The sequence below is a fragment of the Nocardia sp. NPDC058519 genome, from assembly GCF_042719755.1.
Lineage (GTDB): Bacteria > Actinomycetota > Actinomycetes > Mycobacteriales > Mycobacteriaceae > Nocardia.
In genome coordinates this window covers 1-19,080 of sequence record NZ_JBHXNK010000035.1, presented here as the reverse complement: position 1 = coordinate 19,080, position 19,080 = coordinate 1, and the positions used below count along the sequence as shown (strand labels likewise).

Below are 19,080 nucleotides of genomic sequence, written 5' to 3'. Positions count from 1 at the left end.
CCGTCAGACCTCGGTGCGCTCGCCCCATTTCGCCATCCAGCTCGCGTTCTCCAGCGAGATGGTGTTCTCACAGTCCGCGACGAACTCCGCCCACCGGACCCGGTCGGTCGGTGAGCCGTCGGTGCGCCACCGATCGAGCCGCCGTTGCAGGCGATCCGCGGTGGCGAGATAGGCCATCACCAGGAAGTCGTAGCGCTTGCCCGCGAGGTAGGCCAGCAACGATCCGCTCAGCGTGGTCATGACCGCGACCCATGGCGCGATCCGGCCCGCCGCTTCCACACCGAGGCCGGTGTTGATCGCGGCGACGATCGTGGCCGCGAGGCCGAGGCCGACGGCGCCGCGGCGCAGCCGGGTCGCACGGGTGCGGTAGCAGCGGGCAGCAGGCAGGTAGTAGTCGTCGATCTGGGCCCGAACCCGGTCGCGGATGTACTCGTCGGGGCGCATCGATCGTGGCGCCTGAACGGCCTCGTCGCTGGGCTCGAGCAGCGGCAGCAAGTCCTCGGCCGTCTTCTCGATGCCATCGATATCGGCCAGCAATTGCCCGGACTGTTCTGGATCGCCGGTGGCACGGAAGGTGATGATTCGTTGCTTGACTCCCTCGGAGACCGCCCGGGCCCTGACCCAGCGGCGGGTCGATTCCGCGGTCAGGTACTGGGCGGTGAGGTACGTCGCCACCGCCAGCGCCACCGCACCCGACAGCGCCACAATGCGGGTCGGCGTGCCCGCCGAGCGGAGGATCGTCGTGGTCGCGGCCGTGGCGATCGCACCCCAGCTGCCGAGGAGGAGAACCGCCAGCCGCGTTCGATCCAATCGGCGCTTCATCCGGGTAGCGGTGACCGACCAGCGAGTTCGCCGCTGCCAGAGGGTATTCAGAATGTCGTCGTCGGCCGTCATCGGCTACTCCTCCTCGTCGGCGATCGGTAGCCCCTCGCACAGCTCGATGTAGTCGATCTCCGAGGAGACCCAGTCCCGCCACGTCTCCCGGCTCATATTGTGGGTCATCTTGGCGCAGAGTTGCTCGGGCGAGGCGGTCGGCACGGGCCATACCCGGATGGTCTCGTCAATGCTGGCCGAGATGACCCGAGAACCATCGGGCGTGAAGTCGACAGCGGTGACGATCGCGCCGTGACCGACCAGAGCCGGACCGATCTGACTGTTTGTCTCCACATCCCACAGCCGCAACACATTATCGGTGCCGACGGTGACGAGCGTGCGGCCGTCCGGCGAGAATTGGACTCTGATGGCCGGGCCGTCCTGCACCATGGGAACGTCGACTTCCTGGCCGGTATCGGTGTTCCAGATGCGAACTAGTTTGTCTTCGTAGCCGACGGCGAGTAAGTGGCCGTCCGGGCTGAAGCTGGTGCTCCTGATCCACCCCTTCCCAACCATCGGCTGGCCGATCGGCCGGCCGGTGTCTGCGTCCCACAACCGCACCGAGTAGTCGGAGGCGCCGGTAGCGACGCGCCTACCGTCGTTGTCGATGGATACCGTCTGCACGGAGCCGTCGTCATGACTCAGTTCCGGTCCGATCGGCCGCATACTGGCCATGTCAAGAATCTGAGTAATACCTTCGGCTTTGATCACCATCCGGCGCCGCCCGGGATCGTGTGCGAGGTTGGTCGTTTCGGGCGGCAGGGCGATCGGCCGCCCGATCGCCGCGCCCGATGTGGCATCCCAGAACCGAATTTCGGTCCAGGCGAGGGCTTGGGGGCTGAACCCGAGGGACTCCACCTGTGTGCCTTCGATTGTGTATTCGGTGGACTGGAAATTGCCGTGTTCGCCGCGGATCAGGGGACCGATCTGTGCCCCGGTGGCGATATCCCATTGCCGGACAGTGCCGTCCGCACCGCCAGAGACGATATGACTGCCGTTCGGGCTCACGTCCGCGCCCAACACCTTGGCGCCGTGGTGCATTGTTCGCCCGCCGCCTACCTCCCACTCGCGGAGGGTGGAGTCCAGACTGCCGGACAGGATTCGACCTGAGTCGGGGTGAAATGCGACGCTGGACACGACGAGTTCGTGCCCTTCCAGCGGCTCTCCGAGTTGCCGACCCGTCGTGGCATCCCACAGCCGGATCGTTTTGTCATCGCTTGCCGAGGCGATCTCAGTGCCGTCGCGACTGTAGGTCACTTGTTCTACAGCTGCGGTATGGCCGCGTAGCGGCTCCCCGATCGGCCGGTGGGTCCTGGTATCCCATTGCTGGAGATCGAATCCCGCGACCACGAGCCGGTCACCGCTCCGGTCGAAGGCAATGCTGTTCACCGCACTATCGGTGTACGCGGTCAACGGCTCGCCCGAGGGCAGTCCAGACTGAGCGTCCCACAGACGGACGGTGCCGCCGATGTCGCCCGAGGCGATCAGCCCGCCCTCGCCGAACGCCACCGATGTCACCGGGCTGGTGTGCCCGGTCATCTCACCGACCTGCTGGTGCGTCTCGGTATCCCAGAGCAGGAGGGTTTTGTCCCAGCTTGCCGACACGATGTGGCGGCCGTCCGGGCTGAATGCGGCGCCGACGATCGCTTCGGTGTGGCCGCGCATTTCGGCACCGATCTGCTGCTGGGACCCGGTGTCCCACAACCTCACTGTTCCATCGCGGCCCGCGGACACGAGGCGAGCACCGTCCGGACTGAACGCGATGCGTGTCACCTCGGACGCGTGACCCGTCAGCAGAGCACCAATCGGCTTCCAGGTAGTGGCGTCGAGCAGCTGGATCGCGGTACCACGGGTGGCCGCGATCCGTGTCCCGTCCGGACTGTAGGTGACACTGGCGACGTCGGCCTCGTTCATGTGGACGATTTTTCGGAGTTTTCCTTGCTGGTGAACAGCGTTGAGCAGAGCGAACTCCCGCTTGGTTTCCGTAGGAATGCGATACGCGGCCATGGCCATCTGCATTCCCAGAATGTCGTTGCTCTTGCCCGGCCACCTTCCCGAGAGCATGAGCTGCGAATTCGCCGACAACGCCAGCACTGTCGCGTGGCGGCTCTCCGCTACAGCGCGCTCCTGCGCCCGATCGGCACGCACCCACAGGAACCCCGCGACCAGCGCGGCAACCATGGTCAACGCCAGCGCCGCCCGCAGAATCCGCGACCGCCGCCGCAATGCCCGCGCGCTGCGCTGCGCGTCCTCCTTGGCCCGGCTCTCCGTGGCCGCCAACGTTTCCGCCGCCTGCTGGCGTTCCCTGGCGGCCCGCAGCTCGTCCTCCCGGTGCCTGCGTTCCTCATCGAATCGCTGGTCCTCGGCACGTCGCGAGGCCAGCAACAGACCGCTGACGGGGTTGAGCCGCTCCCGAAAGCCCGGCGTGGCGGCGAGCGCTTCGGCGTCGGTGAGCCGTGATCCCGACAGCAGCCATTCGCCGCGCCGCCCGTTCTGCTCCCACGCCTGCGCGGCCCGCTCGATGTTGTCGGCGGCCTCCAGATCGGCAGCCTCCACCCGCAGCCAGTCGGCGAGCGTATCCCATTGGCGCAGCAGGCTTTCCAACGCGACCTCGACGACAACCGCCCCGTCACGCTCGTCCTTGACCAGCAGCCTGCGCGCGACGAACTCCTCGAGCAGCGGATGACTCTCCGGCGGCAGATCGAACCAGCGGGCCGGTCGGCGCATCGGCTGGTCGTTGCCGGAGTTGATCGTCGCCAGCCATGGCACGAATGCCCGTCGCAAGATCGCCAGCTGACCGGCACGGACCTCGGGATCGGTGTCGAGGAGCTCGTCGACCTCACGCTGCACGACCCGCCGCAACCCACCGAGGGATTCGTAGTGCGCGAGGGTGATCTCCCCGTCCCCGTAGTCCCGATACAGCCGGGCGAGGGTGAGCGAGAGCAGCGGCAGGGTGTCGGCGCCGCGGGACCAGTCGTCGAGCAGACGTTCCACCAGGTCAGGGGCGAACGACAATGCCGCGCCCGCTTCCCTCGCCCGCCGCACCGGCCCGACGATGACCTCCTTGAACTGCGCCTGCGGCATCGGTTTCAGATCGTCGAACGGCCGCACCGCGACCGAGGCCAGCATGGGTGCGGTCTGCAGCGGTTCGTAGCGGTCGGAGCGGATGGTGGCGATCGCGACCATCGCGATCCCGCGCTCGCGGTCGAGCAGGCCGCCGAGCAGGGTGAGCAGCACCCCCGCCTGTTCACCCGCCTCGGGGCCGAACAGCTCCTCGGCCTGGTCGATCGGCAGGATCAGCGTCGGCGCCGGGTCCTCGGCCGAGTCGAGGAGGCGCTCCCGTGCGGCCTGCTGGGCTTCGATCAGCCAGGCCCGCACCTGTTCGATGTCTCGGACGCCGTCCTCGATCTCGGTGAGACCGGGCCGGCGCAGCCCGACGCCCACGCGCAGCGCGTGGACAGACCGTGCGAATCCGGCGTCGCCGGTGAGCGCTTTGCGGTGTGGCCGAACGATTTCCATGGTGAGGAAGTGGCGATCGTCGCGGGCCAGGCGCGGCAGCAACCCGGCTCGTACGAACGACGACTTGCCCACCCCGGACGGACCGAGCACGACGAACAGGTGGCCGCCACCGACGTTGCGCAGCCCGCGCACCGTGTCGATCGCCCGCCCGATCTGCGCGTCGCGGCCGAAATAGACTGCGGCGTCGACGGATTCGAGCGGTTCCCATCCGCGGTAAGGTGCGCGGCCCGGGTCGCCCGGCGGTGGCCAGCCGAAGGTGTCGGCGCCGATGCCCGCGGCCCGCAGGCCGTGCCGGAGCCGCTGCAACCCCTCGGTCAGGAACTCGACCGTTTCCCCGTCCACCGATATCGCCGTCTTCGGCCCGTCCCCGAACAGGTCGCAACGCTGCCATTCACTGGTCATGTCGCGCCCGGTCAACGGTTCGAGGCGGGCGGTGAAGATCGGCTTGTTCAGGGTCTCGGCATGGCGGTATTCGACCTTGCACTCATGAGAACTGTCCCAATTGTTCGACAACAGGCAGATGACCGCCTCGCAGCGGTCGCCCGCCCGGCGCAAGGCGTCCTTCCATCGGACGCCGCCCGGAATCCCGGTATCCGGGTCGAGATCGAGGAAGATCTCGCCTGCCAGACCCGGCTCCGCCTCGATCAGCCACGCCCGCAGCGCGACCGCTTCGCGGCTGTCCCGGCTCGAATGACTGAGGAACAGCCTGGCCGACCGCCCGGCGTTCATCGCAACTACACCCGCGACCGGTCGATGCCCGCTTCGATCAGCGCCGACCTCGCGACATCCTTCGCGCAGGCGGTGAGCGCACCGAACGCGCTGATCCGGCTGAACGTCTGCCCGGTGTGAACGACATTGTCGTGCTCGTCGTCGCCATCCACGATCGGCACGGCGCCCGCCAGCAGCCACTTGCGCACCTGCGCGACCGACGGCATCGTCCCCGCCACCCGCAGATGGAATTGCTGAATCAGCAACACGACGCCGGCGACCACGGGCGTGGCCTGACTGGTGCCGTGCTGGATCGACTCGCCGCTGTCGTTGCGGATTCCCGACGAGGTCGTCGGGGCGCCGGGCGCGAAGATATCGGTCGCGCAATCGCCACCCACGTTCGAGTGCAGGCGCTGCGAGAACGGCGTGATCCGGTCCGGAGCCGTCGACAGGGCGGTCGCCCCGGAGCCGTAGCTGAACGATCCTTCGTCGGCGTCGTAGACCGCGCCGACACTGATCGTCTCGCGGAAGATCGCCGGGTAACTCATGCCTTGGCCACTGTTGTGGCCGAAGTAGTCGTTGCCCGCCGCGACACAGCAGGCGACCCCGGCGTCGGTGAGTTCTCGGATGGCGTCGCCGATGCCGTCACCCGCGAATTTCGCGTCCGAGGTGTTGTTGTCCGAGGCGCCGAGGGACATGCACACGACCGAAATGCCGAGCGATGTTCGATTGGCCAGCACCCAGAGCAGTGCGTCGCGGATCGCGAGGAAACTGCCACCGCCGGTGTTGCCGAGGACTTTGACGGGCACGATATGCGCGCGCGGTGCCATCCCGGTGTGCACGCCGCCGGCGCAGATGATGCCCGCGACGTTGGTTCCATGGCCCTGACCGTCGCCCGGATCGTCGGGCGAACCGTTGTTGTCCGAGGTGAAGTTCCGGCCCGCACGTACCCGGCCGGCGAAATCGACGTGTGTTGTGCGGAGCCCGGTGTCGAGAACAGCAACGGTCATACCGGACCCGTCGACATTGAACTTGGCGCGAGCCTCCGCCGCACGCACCAGCAGATCGACCTCGAGCAGTTCCGGCATGAACGACAGGTCGGTCTGCAACGGCTTCTCGACGGGTACCACCGATTCGAACGCGACGCCGGCCGCCCGCTCGGCAGAGATGGTGTCGGACATGATGATTCCTTTCCTACAGAGCCGTGGCTACTCCTACAGACCAGTGGCTGCCGAAGGGCATCGATGTCGAGTCCTCGCGATCGGTGCGGGGTGCGACAGATGCGGTGGACATCCGTGCTCCTCGATTCCCGAGCGGCTCCGAATGCCGACGTCAGCCGCAGATTTTCTGTCCACTCCGAACGTACGAGGATGTGTGCGCGCCCGACGCGAGTACCCGGCTACCCCAATTTCCGGGGCGGTACTACGTCCTCCGATACACGGAACTGCCGGGGAGCCGATTCGCCATCAACGAACCGGTCGCACCGTCGAGTCGGGCGATGAACGCCACGAGTTCGGAAAGTTCAGTAGTGGTACCTGGCCTGCACGACCGTGACAGTCTCCCCCGAGACCGAATAGACCAACCTGTGTTCACTGTCGATGCGACGTGACCAGTAGTCCGACTTGTCGCCTCGCAGCGACTCAGGCTTGCCGAGACCGTTGAACGGATCGCGGGCGATGTCGTCGATCAGGCGGTTGATGCGGATAGCGACCTTGCGGTCGGTACTGACCCAATGTGTGTAATCTTCCCAAGCGACCTTGACGAAGACGACTCTCACTGGTCCCCTTCTGGCTGGAATTCCACAACATCGCCCGACTCCGCCTGCGCGATTCCCTGCGCCAACCGGGCCGCATTGGCAGGCGAGCGCAGCAGATACAGGGTTTCCTGCATCGAGTTGAACTCCTCTTCACTCAGCAGGACGGCGTTGCCCTTCTTGCTGGTGATGTGGATTGCGGTGCGGTCGTTGTTGACCTCTTCGATGAGCGGGAACAGCCTGTTCCGCGCTTCACTGGCAGACACGGTATCTGTCATTGGATTCCCATCCTTGTACGAGATACCTGTACTGTACCGCTTTTCCGTACAACTTGAGATGCCCAGAACAGAAAACAGCCGCGCCTCATCACCGCCCAGCCCGCAGCAGGAGAGGGCTCAGCGCCGAAGCTGGTTGTGCGGGATCAGTACCGTGGTGCGCTCGTCGATCGGCTCCATCGGCTCCAGCTTCGGCTGCGTGCTCAACTTGTCCGACAGCTTCTGCCGACCCACCGACACCAGCTTGCGCGTCACCGGACTACCCGCGACCGCTCTCGAGGCCGCGGTGATCTGTTCGTAGCGCGCCCGACCGGCCTTCGTGCCAAGCACATAACCGGCCGCTACGCCGATGATCAACCGCAGCATCTCCTGGAGCTCCTCCCACGTCTGTGTGCGGGCTCCATCCTGCCCCAGCGGCCCCACCCCTGTCGATCCGGCCACCGTTCGACAGCACATCGTTATACGCCGCATGTCCGCAGGTAGCGCCCCGATTTGGGTTCCCGCGACACGATGCGCTAAAGTTTCATCTCGGTCAGCCCGCCAAGGCCGACCGCCTGAGTCTAACCACTCAGGGCAATCCCCTATAGCTCAATTGGCAGAGCAGCCGACTGTTAATCGGCAGGTTTCTGGTTCGAGTCCAGATGGGGGAGCATCTACCAGGGCAAACGTCATCGTTTGACCCTGGTTTTTGACTATTCTGGGCCCTCACTACACGAAAACAACATCTTTTCACCGTTTCAGTCGCAAAGTGGCGGTGAAGTCGGGTGCCTGCGTCGGTTGATCGATGTAGTGGCGGCGGGTCACCGCATCGCCTGCGTGGCCGAGTTGACGGGCCGCGTCCTCGGGGCTGTGCACGGTCGCGATCATCGTGGCGAACGGTCTTGCGGAAGGTCTTGGCGGTGATCCAGGCGAACTTGTCTCCCCTCGCCTGCTTCCCAGAGGCGGTTGAGATTGTTCGGGTCCCAGATTCCGCCGTCGCGGTTCGGGAAGACCAAATCCAGCTCGTTGGGAGTGGCTTCGGCGTGCACCCGACGCAGGGTCTCGACGACAAACGGCGGGATCAACACGGTGCGATACCCGAGTCGGATTTCGTTCGTGGCTGACCATGATCCGCGCATCACCAGTACCGGCCCCGACGACATCGAGCGCGACCTGTTGTTCTCCAGCCAAGACTGCGGTCACAGTCGTCACAACACCGGCTTGACGGTCTAACGGCGGCCGACGAACCTGACCAACCGGTGTGATGATGGGCGATTGAGTGGTTGCCATAACTGGGTTCCGTTCTGGTGGGGGGCGCAGAAATCGAGACACGTTCTGTAGGGTTGGTCAACAGGTGTTGTGGTGCGCCGTATCGACCGACGCGATGCCTGCGATTGCGGCATCCAGGCGGTAGGAGGGCGCAAACGCCCGTCCGGCCAGGTGAGGTTCGGCCGTGATCCGCAAAGTCGGCTGAGCTACCCCAATGGCTTCAGTCATTCGACCGCAAGGGCCATGAAAGTCCCAGCCCGCTAGGCGGTGGCGCGCTTGTCACCACGAGTCGCTACCCCACGCCACCCGACGAAGGGTGGCGTCGCGGCAGGCCACCGGACAGCCTCAGCCTCGGCGACCGCGTCGGGCACTGCGGCCATCATCGGACAATCACTGGGCTGGCCCGCAGTAATCAACACCGCCTGACCGCGACCGTTGCGCTGCGCGACTTCGCGGTCGGTTCCGAGACCCGCAGCCAGGAGTCCCCCCAGTCCGTATGAAGGGGCAGTAGTTCGCAGCCATCATCGATCGGTGACCGACCCGACGGAGCGGAAACGACCTGTTCGGCCAACTGAGTCGTAACCACCTGCGATGTGCCGGACAGGTGGCACAGAGGCGCACTGGCCGTCTTAGTGCCAGACCTGCCCGAGCCTGACGTGCAAGGCACAAATTTCTGGGCGAAAGTGTATCCTTACTCGGCCAGCGCTGAGTAGCGGCGTGCGGAAAAGCGGAGGGTTGTTTTGAGCGCGAAGCGTATCTCGTTGAGGTACTGGGGTGTCGACATACAGCAGTTCCTCTTTTGGATTTTAGCTGCATTTGTCGCTGGCGCAGGCCCGAATATTGCGGGAGCGCTAGGGCTAGCACCTCTAATCGGTGTCACGGTTGCCGCAGCGCTAATCGTTCTCCTGATTTGGCTTAAGAACAAGCGTAAGAAGGGGATCGGAGTTTTTATTCATCTCCCTCGGGCAAATGACCGGCCCTTGCCGGACGATTTCGTACCACAACTCATAAAATATATGAGCAAGCGGCATCTGGATTGGTTCCAGGCCGGTCCCGACGATGAGTCACGTAGTGTACGAGATCGAGTCGACTACCTCTTGAAGTCGATTTTGCATCGTCTTGATGAAGCCCGACTTCGGCTCGAAAATATTCCGCAAGTATCCGTGTATCTTTACTCTCGACAAGAAGAAGCCTTCGAGCTTGGCGGGCAGCTGTCCGGCCAATGGCAGCGACCTAGCCTCGACGGCTCATCAAGCCTGGAGCCTCTTCGTTCAAGCGTAAATTGGAAAGTTTCGTACCGCTCTATGCACGACAATGTGGTTAACAACTATCACATCAACTTGGGGAAGATCATCAACGGGGGTGCGCCCGACCCAGAAGACTGCACAGTTGAATCCAGGGCGGACATTTACGCCGGCCATGGCATGCCCGAGCCGCTGGTGCCGAGGTTCGGGGTCATAATATTCGCAACCTCCGGCGGCGAATCTGCATACAATGCATTCACGAAGCTTGCCTTGAAGTCTGCCGCCGGAAAGGCGGGAACTGGCTACATCACTTCCGATGATGACCGCTGCGAGAGCGCGGTCCTAATACATATTCCAGGAGAAGAACTGATCCACGAGCTGAAATCCGGTCGTGCCGATAAGCGTATTCACTCAGCCCTAAAATTCTGCCAACAAGAGTGTATCCACGCTTATGGCCGGGACGATATTCCGATGAGGGTTTATATCAAAGGACCTGCGCTGCTAGCCTTTGCTGCAGGAGCAATTCTTAACTCGAACAGCAAAGTGATCGAGTTCGATCCGAATTTGCAACTCTTATCGGAAGAAACTTCCCACGGCACCGAAAGGGTGGTCTATGCCCTTCTCGATGGCGACGACGTGGGTGTCGGCATGGAGAAGAATTTGCTTTCCAACCAACTCGACAGTGCCATAGCCTACAGCGCCTGGGTCGATGAGTCGATAACTACTCTGATCAACAAATTGGAAAGCATCGAAGGCGTTCGACTTCGATCCAAAGGCGGAGATAGTGCAATATTTGAGATGCCTGATCGTATTCAGGCTAGTTTCGAGGCGACCATAGCGCGATTCCGCAATGAATCAGATTTTCGCGTCTCATGTGGCTACGGATCCGATTGCGACAAAGCATATGCGGCTCTTCGTCTCGCGAAGAGCTCGGGCAAGAATTTGAGCTCGGGCGCCGCACAGTAGTTCCCCTTCGAGCGTGTCGCCGTCGCAGCGACTGTCGGTGGTCGGCGCCAGGTGGGACGTGGAGCCCCGGTTCCTTTAGCTCTCCAAAGACCGAAGTGCTGGGGATACCTGGAGCAGACCCAAAGACCTCAGTATGCGTCCGGTATCGGCCCCGTCAATGATCATGTAGAAGCGGGGGTGCCGGGCGTCGTGAGCGTACGCGGCCATCATGCCAACCACGCTCGGCTTAATCTGATGACAGTGCTGCAGAACGAGTAGCTCCGCGGGCTCGGTGAACAGCCGGTCGATCTGGTCACCGTTCTTCCCCAGGGCCTTGACGTCCATCGCGCGAGGGAAGCCCGGCCCCTTGAACAGCCACGCGGCCGACACCTGGCGCCCACAGGCGAACACTCGTGACGTGTAGAGATCGGAGCGCTCGCCACCCCAGTCCTTCGGAACGTACGACTCGCCGATCAGCCCGGCAAAGGCGCGCTTCACCGTGTCCTCTGGCACACGCAACACCGCTTCACCCTCGGCTTCGGCGAGGGGAGATGCGAAGTCGATCCCGCTGAACTGGCCGATATCGCTGGGGTAAATTCGCGCTCCCGGCATTGGAATTCCGGTGGCAGGGTCGTCATCGACGAACGACCTGATTCCGATGAAGACCGGCCTGAGCTCAACTTGCTTCGCGCTGAGATCGGTGACCGTCCCGATCACGTAGACCCGCCTGTTCCCGATGAGACTGCCGGACGCGGAGGAACTCGCCATTCTTGCCGCGTTGAATGTCCCAGTGACGCGCACCTGCTCACCCACGTCGAGCACAGCCGTGAAGCTTGCAGGCTTGTAGCCTGGAGCGTCGCGGTCCCGGTCTCGCTGGAATGCAAACTCCAGCTCGGTGCCGACGACTTGCCCCACACGTAGGTCCCGCTCCAAGACACTCCTCGCCAGTTCGCCGACTCCCAGCAAGGAGAGCGCCTCGGCGAATTCTGCAGCGAGCACATAGGGCAGCGCTGCTTCGGGATCGCTCCTGCGGGCCGCTCGCGCGCGTGCGCGCTCCGTCCGCTGCTCTCCGAGGAAGGAATGAACCTGGTCCTGGTGCAGGAAGTACGGTTCGAGCGCAATGCGGGTCATTGAAAACATGATCCTTTTCAGCTTGACGGCGAGGGAACGCTCACGGGATGTCCTTGAGCAGGCAGAGGAATTCGTCCACGTCTTGTGGCCGGTCAGTGGGCGTGTGGTGGGTTACCTCCGCTACTACGCCAACCCATGGTCCGCTCGCAGGCAGCAATGGGAGATTCTGCTCCGGTCGTTCCCCGGTCAGGATGGCTGCGATGAGCCGCCCGATGCTGTAGATATCAGCGGCTGCCGTCACATTGTGAGGGTTTCCGGACGACAGCTCCGGCGCGGCGAATCCCTCGGAGCCGAAACCGGTGCCGGTCCGAGTTCGGCGCGAAATACTGGTTTCACCGCGAGGCTGTCGGCCTAGCCCCCAGTCCGCTACGACCCACTTGCCATCGAGGAGCAGGACGTTGGCTGGCTTAATATCGCGGTGGATCCTGTCGTCGGTGTGTGGGCGGCGCAGTCCTTCGCAGACCGCTGCGACGAGGTCCCGGAGGGCTCCTGATTCTCGCCGTAGGCGTTCCGCGTGGCTGGCGGCGCTGCCGTCCGCGAGCGGCATGACGAACCACCGCCCGTCTGAGTCGGAGTCCAGGACCGGCATAACGTTCGGGTGCTCTCCGTAGAGGTGCCCAATGGAGATCTCGCGGCGCATGCGGTGTAGCGCGTCTTCATCGCCGTAGCGAAGTTGCTTCAGCGCAATAGGGATGCGGGTGTGTTTGTGCGTGCCGCTGTAGACAGCGCCCTGACCACCTTCCGCGAGTGGCTCCTGATCCCTGTCGTAATCCGACTTCGTTCCGCGTTTGAGCCAGCGCACAGCGGCCCACGGCGCGGCCCTATCTGTGTCCGTCATGGTGCCGTCGGTGAGGAAGGCGCGGGCGGCCTCGATGACGTGGTCACGGTATGGCCCGCCCATTTGTGCTCTAAGGATGGCTACAAGTGGTCTGGCGGTCGGATAGTGAGCGAGCTCGGAAGCGAGATGGCGCGCCTCGTCGTCCTGAGCAGCCCGGCGGGCGGCGCGCTGACTGTTTTGCTCTTGCCGGGCCGCGTGCAGGTCAGGATGGGGAGCCCAGCCACGAGGTGGATGGCAGATCGTGCCGGATCGGTAGTCGTGTTCGAGGCCAACGCATCCTGCTCGGGCCAAAGCGAGCGCTACGTCATCGGCACGATCACCGATTTTGCTCGTGATGGTGTTCCATCGACGAGGCGCGCTGGTGGCCCAGTTCCAGTCGCCGTCGTTGACGAGTCCGTCTGGCCGCTGCGGTGGGGTGGGTGGATGCGCGCGTAGGTGTACTCGCCGTACTTTGGGTCGGCCGGCGCGGTCGTGGTCGAAGGTGCCGTCGGCGTGTGTTGGCTGCGCAAAGGCACGGAGTCCCTCTGGCACGCCGGGGTGGTCGGGCATGGGGAATTCCCCCGTTGGTTGAGAAGATTCGATCACGCCGCACCCTCATCCGAGCTGTCCTCATCGGACTCATCGTTGGCGATGTCGGCGGCGGGGCGGTAGGAGGTCATCCATTCGCGGAGCAGTTCGACGCGGACACGGTTGGTTTCGTCTCCGACGATGACAGGTGCTTCGTTGTAGGCCATGTTGTCGGAGCGGCGGCGGAGTTTGATGTAGAGCCCAGATGCCTCGATGGCATAGCGCTCCATGTCGTCCTGTAGCGCACCGATCACGGTAATATTGCGATCCTTTCCGATTTGCTCGAACAGCGCGACCGCCTCACGGCGATGCTGCTTGCCGAGGTTGCGGCCGAGTTCGTCGAGGACGAGCAGCAAAGGGCGATTGCCTCCTCCAGCAAGCGCGGCGGCGCACACCAGTTTGACGGCCTTCTCGTCCATTTGGGCGGTGTTGCTACGGAGGTTGTAGCCCGACATCCGTTGTCCCTCGGCGCGCCGCCACTTGGGTGTGACGGTCCACCGCCACGGCCGATCAGGTTCCGCGGGTGGCTCGGGCTCCGGGTAGTCCAGGCTCGCCCCGTAACCGCCGTACCGTTGATCCAGGCGGTCGAATTCTTCGCTGACCTTCTTGAGCCTGTCCTTGACTCCCAGGGCAAGCGATGCTCGGTGGGCTCGCGAGGTCTGCTCGGCCTCACTCAAGCCTTGCCGAGCCGCCTGCAGGTCGCCAGTGCGCTGCGCACGCTGGGCGGCGATTTGCTGCTGCTCGTAGAGGTCGTGTTGTTCAGTCTGGGTCAGATGAGTAAGCAGCGCGCGGATGAGCGCGGGAACCAGGCCGACACGAGTGTCCAGTCCGCCACGTTGCCAGCGTTGTTCGATGAGCAGTTCCCGGATCTCGGCGGGCATCTCGTCGTTTGGTGTGCCCTCAGGAAAACACCGCCGCACAACCTCGTTGACTTGATAGCAGGTTTCCTCGTTCCACCCGGGGGCGGCGCGGGCCTGCTGCTCGGCATCCAGGGCCAGCAGGAACCGGTTCGCGGACTCGGGTGAGTCTCCCCAGGCCGCCTCGCGGCCGGGCAGGTCCAGAGCCAGCCGCTCATCGGTGAGCTTCGTCTTGGTTTTGTCCTGCTCGGTCAGCTCGCCGTCAAAGCGACGTTTGGTACGGCGCAGGTTCTCAATCCGTTCCTCGCGTGCTTTCCCCGTGCCGAGCGCATCGGTGTAGGCCACGCGGGCCGCGTCCAGCACCGGCTTCAGCGCATCGCGTTGTTCCTCTCGCTCCTGGTTGGCCGCTCGCAGTTCGGACATCTTCCGCGCGGTCGCGTTCGCTTCCGCAACGGCAGTAGCCGCTTCGGTGCGGGTTGTGGCTCGGGACAGCGTGTGCCTGACCGCGGCGAGGAGCCTATTGGCTTCGGTGAGAAGCTTGGCTTTCGCGCGATGTTCAGCGCGGGCCGCCGCGATACGCGAGGCTCGGCCGGTGAGCGGTTCTGCGAACCCGCCCACCGCGATTACCCCGGCGGCCACGTCGATCTCCGCAGGCTGGGTGCCTGCCCGGGCGCCGATCGCAGTGAAGAACGTGGTGAGGTCGAACCTCGTATCGGCGCTCACGGGCAGGCTGGTGCTGTAGGTGGGCGCATGCGTTCGAGGCGGGTCTGCGATTATCACCAGCGCCCCTGGCCGCCCCCGGAGTTTCTCCTGGACTTGCTCAGCGTGCCCGCGTGTGACCACGACGGCACCGCTGTAGGGCACGAGGCGTGGCTCCCAGCTGGGTCGCTGGTCGGGGCTGAGCTGGACGACGTCCAACAACGCGGCAGCTGGGATACCCTCCTCGCGCAGCACCTGTAGCTCGTCCGCGGCGACGTCCTCACCGGATTCCGCGGCGGCCAGCATCGTGCTCGCTCGTTTCTCGGCTTCTTCGGCGACTCCCTTGGACCCGAGAGCTCGTTCCACGGCCGTGCGCGCGGCGGATTCCTCAGCCTGCGCGGTCTCGACGCTGCGTCCGTCAGCGGCGCGAGCCTTGTCCATGAGCTTGCGGTGTTGTGTAGCCAGGTCCTCCAAATTCTGGGCGGCGACCCGATGTTCGGTGTCCAGGCTCTTATCACGCTCGCTGACTTCGTTCCAGCGCCCTTCGACTTCGCGGAAGTTGCGGTTGAACTCCTCGTCGTCGGTCAACTCTGAAAGTTGGTCTTCCACGATCGACAACTTTGCCTGCAGTTCCGTGGCGCGATCGTCCAGTGCGCTGAGTTCGAGGCGGATCTCGTCGGTGCGTGCGACACCGTCGAGGAGGCATCGAGCACAGCGGGCTTGCCACAATGCCTTCGCATTACCCAACAGTTCGCGAGCTTCACCACGCTGCGCAATGCCAGCCTCAACGACTGCCATTTCATGTTCCCAGCCATCGAGATCTCCGACGGCGTTGCGGACGTTGTCGCGGTGGGTGTGCTCAGCCGACCGGAGGGCCTGCTCTTGTTCGAGTTCCCGGTCCAACCCGGTCAGTGTGGCGATCGCGTCGAAGATCCTCCGTGGGTCCAGGTCGTTGAGAGGCTGGGCGAGCAGGTTGGCCGCCGGGCTGGAACGCACCGAGGTCGACAGGAACGACACGCACCGCACGTGGCGGCCATATAGGACGGACGCGAGCCGGTTCGCGTGGAAGTCGGTACGCCCGTTGCTGGTAGGGAGCGCGTCCCACAACGTGTCGACTCCTGCAGCACGTTCGGACTCGGTCGCCCCATAGGGAACATGGAGCCCGTCCTTCCAGCGCAGGTGTACGTGCGATGCCTTGCGGTTGATCCGCACCCATACGGTCAGGGCGCTGGCCGACAGCTCATCGGACGTATCGGCACGGGGGTCCGCGAACACACCGATCACATACCCCCAGTCGACGTTGGACCAGCGGCCTTCTTGCGCGGCGAGTTCGGCGGTGAACAGTAGCTCCGCAGCGCCGGCTGCCCCACTGGCCAGCCGCCATTGCTCATCCGCGTGCAGCAGGCTCACTGCGGCGATCAGTGAGGACTTCCCAGCGCCGTTGGAGTCCTTCGGGCCTTGACCCGCGACTGTGACCAGGCCGTGGCTAATCATCGGTATTGGGTGCGTGGACAGCCGAGAAATATTGACCACTTGGATGCCGACCAGCACCCGCTCGCCGACAACGTCGAACTGGCCGGAATCATCGCCCGGCGTCGACCAGGTTCGGACTACGCTCACTGTTCTCCTCGGGGATGCGCGCGGCGTGCTCGTATCGCGGCAGCCAGCGGACTGTGCGGAGCGGCGGCCAGAATCAACTCGTGCTGCAACGCCTTACGTGCCAGGGGCGTCAGCCGCTGAAGTTGGGGACCAGGTAAGTAGGCAGTCCCACCGACGGAGCCTCGGCCACGAGTGGGCGCGAGCTGTACGAGTCCAGCAGCACGCAACCTCTGCAGAGCGACACGAACGTCACCTTTCCCTGGCTGTGCGTAGCGAAGAAACTCATCGACTGGCGTCGGCTGCGCGGAGGTCCAAGAGTCGCCGGACAGCATTCCCTGGCTACGGGGAATCGCGACCGAGTGGATCAACACCAACACCAGCACGGCCCGATCGATGACTGGAAGGGCGTTCCAGCCTTCGTCGGTCAGTTCGGCAGCGATATCGTCGCGGTACCCCGAGGTCCATTGCGCGCCGCCCACCGAAACCAGCGTCCGTCCCACTCGATACAAGAGCCGCTGAAGGTCCCTGCGTAGCGTGGCATCCCGCAACGCCAACATCTGCACCTCGGGGACCGGGTGGGCGCTGTGCTCCAGCGCCGCGAATGCGGCAAGGACCTCGTCGCGGTGCAGCTCGCTCAGCTCTGCGAGGATCGGCGCGAACACCGGATGCGGCGCCTTCGCGCTGCTCATCGCAGACCTTCCGCGTCGGTTCGGCCGATGGCGACGGAAGAGGGCAACATCCGCCACAGCTCTCGCAGGGCGCTCAGATCCGCTGATTCCCATGCGGCAACCCGCGGACCTAGCCGCACCATCTGGCCGGGCTCGTCCCACAGCAGCCAACCGGCGCCAGCCAGGCGCCGGATCGCCGCGAGTAAGGCTCGGTTGGAGGCAGCCTCGTCCCGGTTGGTGATCTCCCCGAACACCGCGCCCACCTCATCCCTGGACGCGGACGTCCCTGGCCACATCGGCCCTGTCGGTTCCGCCCAGCAGCAGCGTAGGCACGCAGCGAGCACGCGCGCGGTGTCGTTGGGCTGTTCGACGGCGAGCGCGGGCAATCCCAACTCTTCTAACACGCTGGGCATCGCTCCCCCAGGAACCACCGTCAGGAGCCACACCGCAGTGACGTCGGGCTCAATCAGGCGCAGCATTCCCGCGGGGAAGGCGCTGCTTGGTGCCACGCGCTGCGGGCCGGCGGCACGGACACGCGCCCACCAGAGTGCCGTTTCCGACTCGTTCACCGCTCCTCTCCGCCCGCCCGGCTCGCGCGCCGAAAGCGCCCATGCGACGTCCAGGACGGGCTGGCGGCGACCTCGATACGTACGCCGTCGCGCCACACGAGTTCGTAGTCAAGGTCAGGGTGGTGATGGATGGCGGTGACCTCGGCGAGCACGCGACGTGCCGAAATCCAGTCACCGGCGTCACCCAGCACATCGACAACGCTCACCGAGTCCGAGTCCGACAGCAGCCGCTCCGCGATGGACCTGAGCTCCTCAATGTCATCGGCGATAACAGCATCAGCCTCTGGTGCTGGCTCGGCGTGATCCGAGCGGGGAGGCGGAACCCTCGCCGTGCTGATCTGGCGGCCCGCTTCCACTGCCTCGATTAGCACTTGCGGTGAGAACCACGGCGCGGGCGCGTCAAAGACGAAGCGATCGAGCACCGCGGCCAGCACTTCCGGACTCGACTCGCGGCCGAAGGTACGCCAAGCCTCCACAGGGAGCAGTCCCAACGCGCGAGTGGTACCCGCCTGCGCGATCAGGCGGCCCGCCGCGGCATCGATCGCGTCCCCGTAGGCGGCGAGCGCGACCCGGAGCTCCGCGCAGTCGCGATCGAGTTCGGGCCACCTACCCAGCACAACAGCGTGGACGTCCTTGGCCTGGTCAATCAGCGACTCGTTACCCCACAAGAGCTGAGCGTTGTTGCCGAGCGTCTCGGCCGTGCTGCCCGCTGCCAGAATGGCCAGTTCATTGCCCAGTAACCGGAATACCTTGGTCAACCGGCGAACCGAGGCCACGCCCTCGACTGCCGTAGCGTTGACGCTCTTGACGTTCAACTGCTCCAAGCTCAGCAGCTGGTGCAGTTCCGACTGACCGCCCTGCTCGGCCATGCGCCGCAAGAACAGCAGCATCACGTAGGGCGCGAACGCGGCCCTGTGGTAGAGCTCATTCGGCCGATCATTGACCCGACTGATCGCGCCGTAGTTGCGTAAAACGTCGAACCGCCGCCTCACGGTCGGAGCATCCCATTGTCGGCACTCGGCAACAGCCTGTTCAACTTTCAGCCCCTCGCTGCCTGCCTCGGCGAAGGCTTCCAAAATCGATTCATCAACATCGATCGTGGTCGGATCTACTATCATCGCCCCGGCCTCGCGAGCGAGCACCGCGAAGACCTGGCGGTAGACCCTCAGCACTGCGGCCTCCCCGGCGAGATCGTCCAAGGTCAGCTCTGGCGGGTCGGCCAACGCGATCGCTCCTGTCTCCAGGCGGCTACGGACACCAATCCGATCGCGCGCCCGACATGGGCGCGGCGTCCCGAGTTCGGGCACAAGCCAGCTGTCTCGCGATCGACTATAGGCACGTACCCGACAATCCGGCGACGCGAACAAATGTTCGAGTTACTGCACGTGCCAAAGCCATCAGGCCATTCGACTTGTGCACACCCACCGCTTGCTGCACCAATTCGGTTGTGCCGAACCAGCAAGCAGCCGACCCGTCTCCAACACACGAGAGCGGTCAAGTCCAAATGCGTGGTGTAACGGGATGATCCCCGCGTGACCGCAGTTGGTCAGGCGGTCAAAGCTTCAACCGAGTCTCCTTCCTGCCCGT

The 19,080-nt window shown here is 64.5% G+C and carries 14 protein-coding genes and 1 tRNA gene; 2 read left to right on the top strand and 13 right to left on the bottom strand.

The window, feature by feature from the left end; genetic code table 11:
* Window positions 1–3: 3 nt before the first annotated feature.
* The 6 genes from ACFWPK_RS29120 to ACFWPK_RS29095 all read right to left on the bottom strand — a co-directional run bounded on the left by ACFWPK_RS29120 (window position 4) and on the right by ACFWPK_RS29095 (window position 7,494).
* Complete coding sequence (locus ACFWPK_RS29120; RefSeq protein ID WP_378921138.1) at window positions 4–894, bottom strand: DUF4231 domain-containing protein; 891 nt, start codon at window positions 892–894, stop codon at window positions 4–6.
* Between the two features lie 3 nt (window positions 895–897).
* On the bottom strand, window positions 898–5,121 hold the full coding sequence (locus ACFWPK_RS29115) for a TIR domain-containing protein (protein ID WP_378921136.1): 4,224 nt from the start codon (window positions 5,119–5,121) through the stop codon (window positions 898–900).
* 5 nt (window positions 5,122–5,126) lie between these two features.
* Window positions 5,127–6,281: a S8 family serine peptidase gene (locus ACFWPK_RS29110; protein WP_378921134.1), complete on the bottom strand. Its 1,155-nt coding sequence runs from the start codon at window positions 6,279–6,281 to the stop codon at window positions 5,127–5,129.
* Window positions 6,282–6,622: 341 nt separating this feature from the next.
* Complete coding sequence (locus ACFWPK_RS29105) at window positions 6,623–6,877, bottom strand: Txe/YoeB family addiction module toxin (RefSeq protein ID WP_378921132.1); 255 nt, start codon at window positions 6,875–6,877, stop codon at window positions 6,623–6,625.
* A complete protein-coding gene (locus ACFWPK_RS29100) occupies window positions 6,874–7,131 on the bottom strand; it encodes a type II toxin-antitoxin system Phd/YefM family antitoxin (protein ID WP_378921130.1) in 258 nt (85 codons plus the stop codon). The genes ACFWPK_RS29105 and ACFWPK_RS29100 overlap by 4 nt, the downstream gene beginning before the upstream one ends.
* Before the next feature lie 117 nt (window positions 7,132–7,248).
* The gene (locus ACFWPK_RS29095; protein ID WP_194828634.1) at window positions 7,249–7,494 is read right to left on the bottom strand and encodes a hypothetical protein; all 246 of its coding nucleotides are present in this window, start codon (window positions 7,492–7,494) and stop codon (window positions 7,249–7,251) included.
* Window positions 7,495–7,705: 211 nt separating this feature from the next.
* Here ACFWPK_RS29095 and ACFWPK_RS29090 point away from each other — a divergent pair.
* A tRNA-Asn gene (locus ACFWPK_RS29090) sits at window positions 7,706–7,778 on the top strand.
* Window positions 7,779–7,857: 79 nt separating this feature from the next.
* Here the strand turns inward: ACFWPK_RS29090 and ACFWPK_RS29085 are convergent.
* Complete coding sequence (locus ACFWPK_RS29085; RefSeq protein ID WP_378921128.1) at window positions 7,858–7,995, bottom strand: hypothetical protein; 138 nt, start codon at window positions 7,993–7,995, stop codon at window positions 7,858–7,860.
* A gap of 1,121 nt (window positions 7,996–9,116) precedes the next feature.
* Here ACFWPK_RS29085 and ACFWPK_RS29080 point away from each other — a divergent pair.
* On the top strand, window positions 9,117–10,586 hold the full coding sequence (locus tag ACFWPK_RS29080; RefSeq protein ID WP_378921126.1) for a mCpol domain-containing protein: 1,470 nt from the start codon (window positions 9,117–9,119) through the stop codon (window positions 10,584–10,586).
* A gap of 75 nt (window positions 10,587–10,661) precedes the next feature.
* On the opposite strand, the gene ACFWPK_RS29075 is transcribed toward ACFWPK_RS29080, so the two are convergent.
* From ACFWPK_RS29075 to ACFWPK_RS29050, 6 genes are all read right to left on the bottom strand, one after another.
* Entirely contained in the window at window positions 10,662–11,696 is a 1,035-nt protein-coding gene (locus tag ACFWPK_RS29075) for a hypothetical protein (protein ID WP_378921124.1), read from the bottom strand.
* 40 nt (window positions 11,697–11,736) lie between these two features.
* The gene (locus ACFWPK_RS29070; RefSeq protein ID WP_378921122.1) at window positions 11,737–13,083 is read right to left on the bottom strand and encodes a protein kinase; all 1,347 of its coding nucleotides are present in this window, start codon (window positions 13,081–13,083) and stop codon (window positions 11,737–11,739) included.
* Window positions 13,084–13,115: 32 nt separating this feature from the next.
* Window positions 13,116–16,208, bottom strand: a complete 3,093-nt coding sequence (locus ACFWPK_RS29065; protein ID WP_378921120.1) for a hypothetical protein — start codon at window positions 16,206–16,208, stop codon at window positions 13,116–13,118.
* Between the two features lie 65 nt (window positions 16,209–16,273).
* The gene (locus tag ACFWPK_RS29060) at window positions 16,274–16,945 is read right to left on the bottom strand and encodes a hypothetical protein (RefSeq protein ID WP_378921118.1); all 672 of its coding nucleotides are present in this window, start codon (window positions 16,943–16,945) and stop codon (window positions 16,274–16,276) included.
* Window positions 16,942–17,493 carry a hypothetical protein gene (locus ACFWPK_RS29055; protein ID WP_378921116.1) on the bottom strand — a complete coding sequence of 184 codons (552 nt, stop codon included), beginning with the start codon at window positions 17,491–17,493 and terminating at the stop codon, window positions 16,942–16,944. Before ACFWPK_RS29055 ends, ACFWPK_RS29060 begins: the two co-directional genes overlap by 4 nt.
* Window positions 17,490–18,716 (bottom strand): hypothetical protein, encoded by a 1,227-nt coding sequence (locus ACFWPK_RS29050; protein ID WP_378921115.1) that lies wholly within the window; start codon window positions 18,714–18,716, stop codon window positions 17,490–17,492. Before ACFWPK_RS29050 ends, ACFWPK_RS29055 begins: the two co-directional genes overlap by 4 nt.
* Window positions 18,717–19,080: the final 364 nt, after the last annotated feature.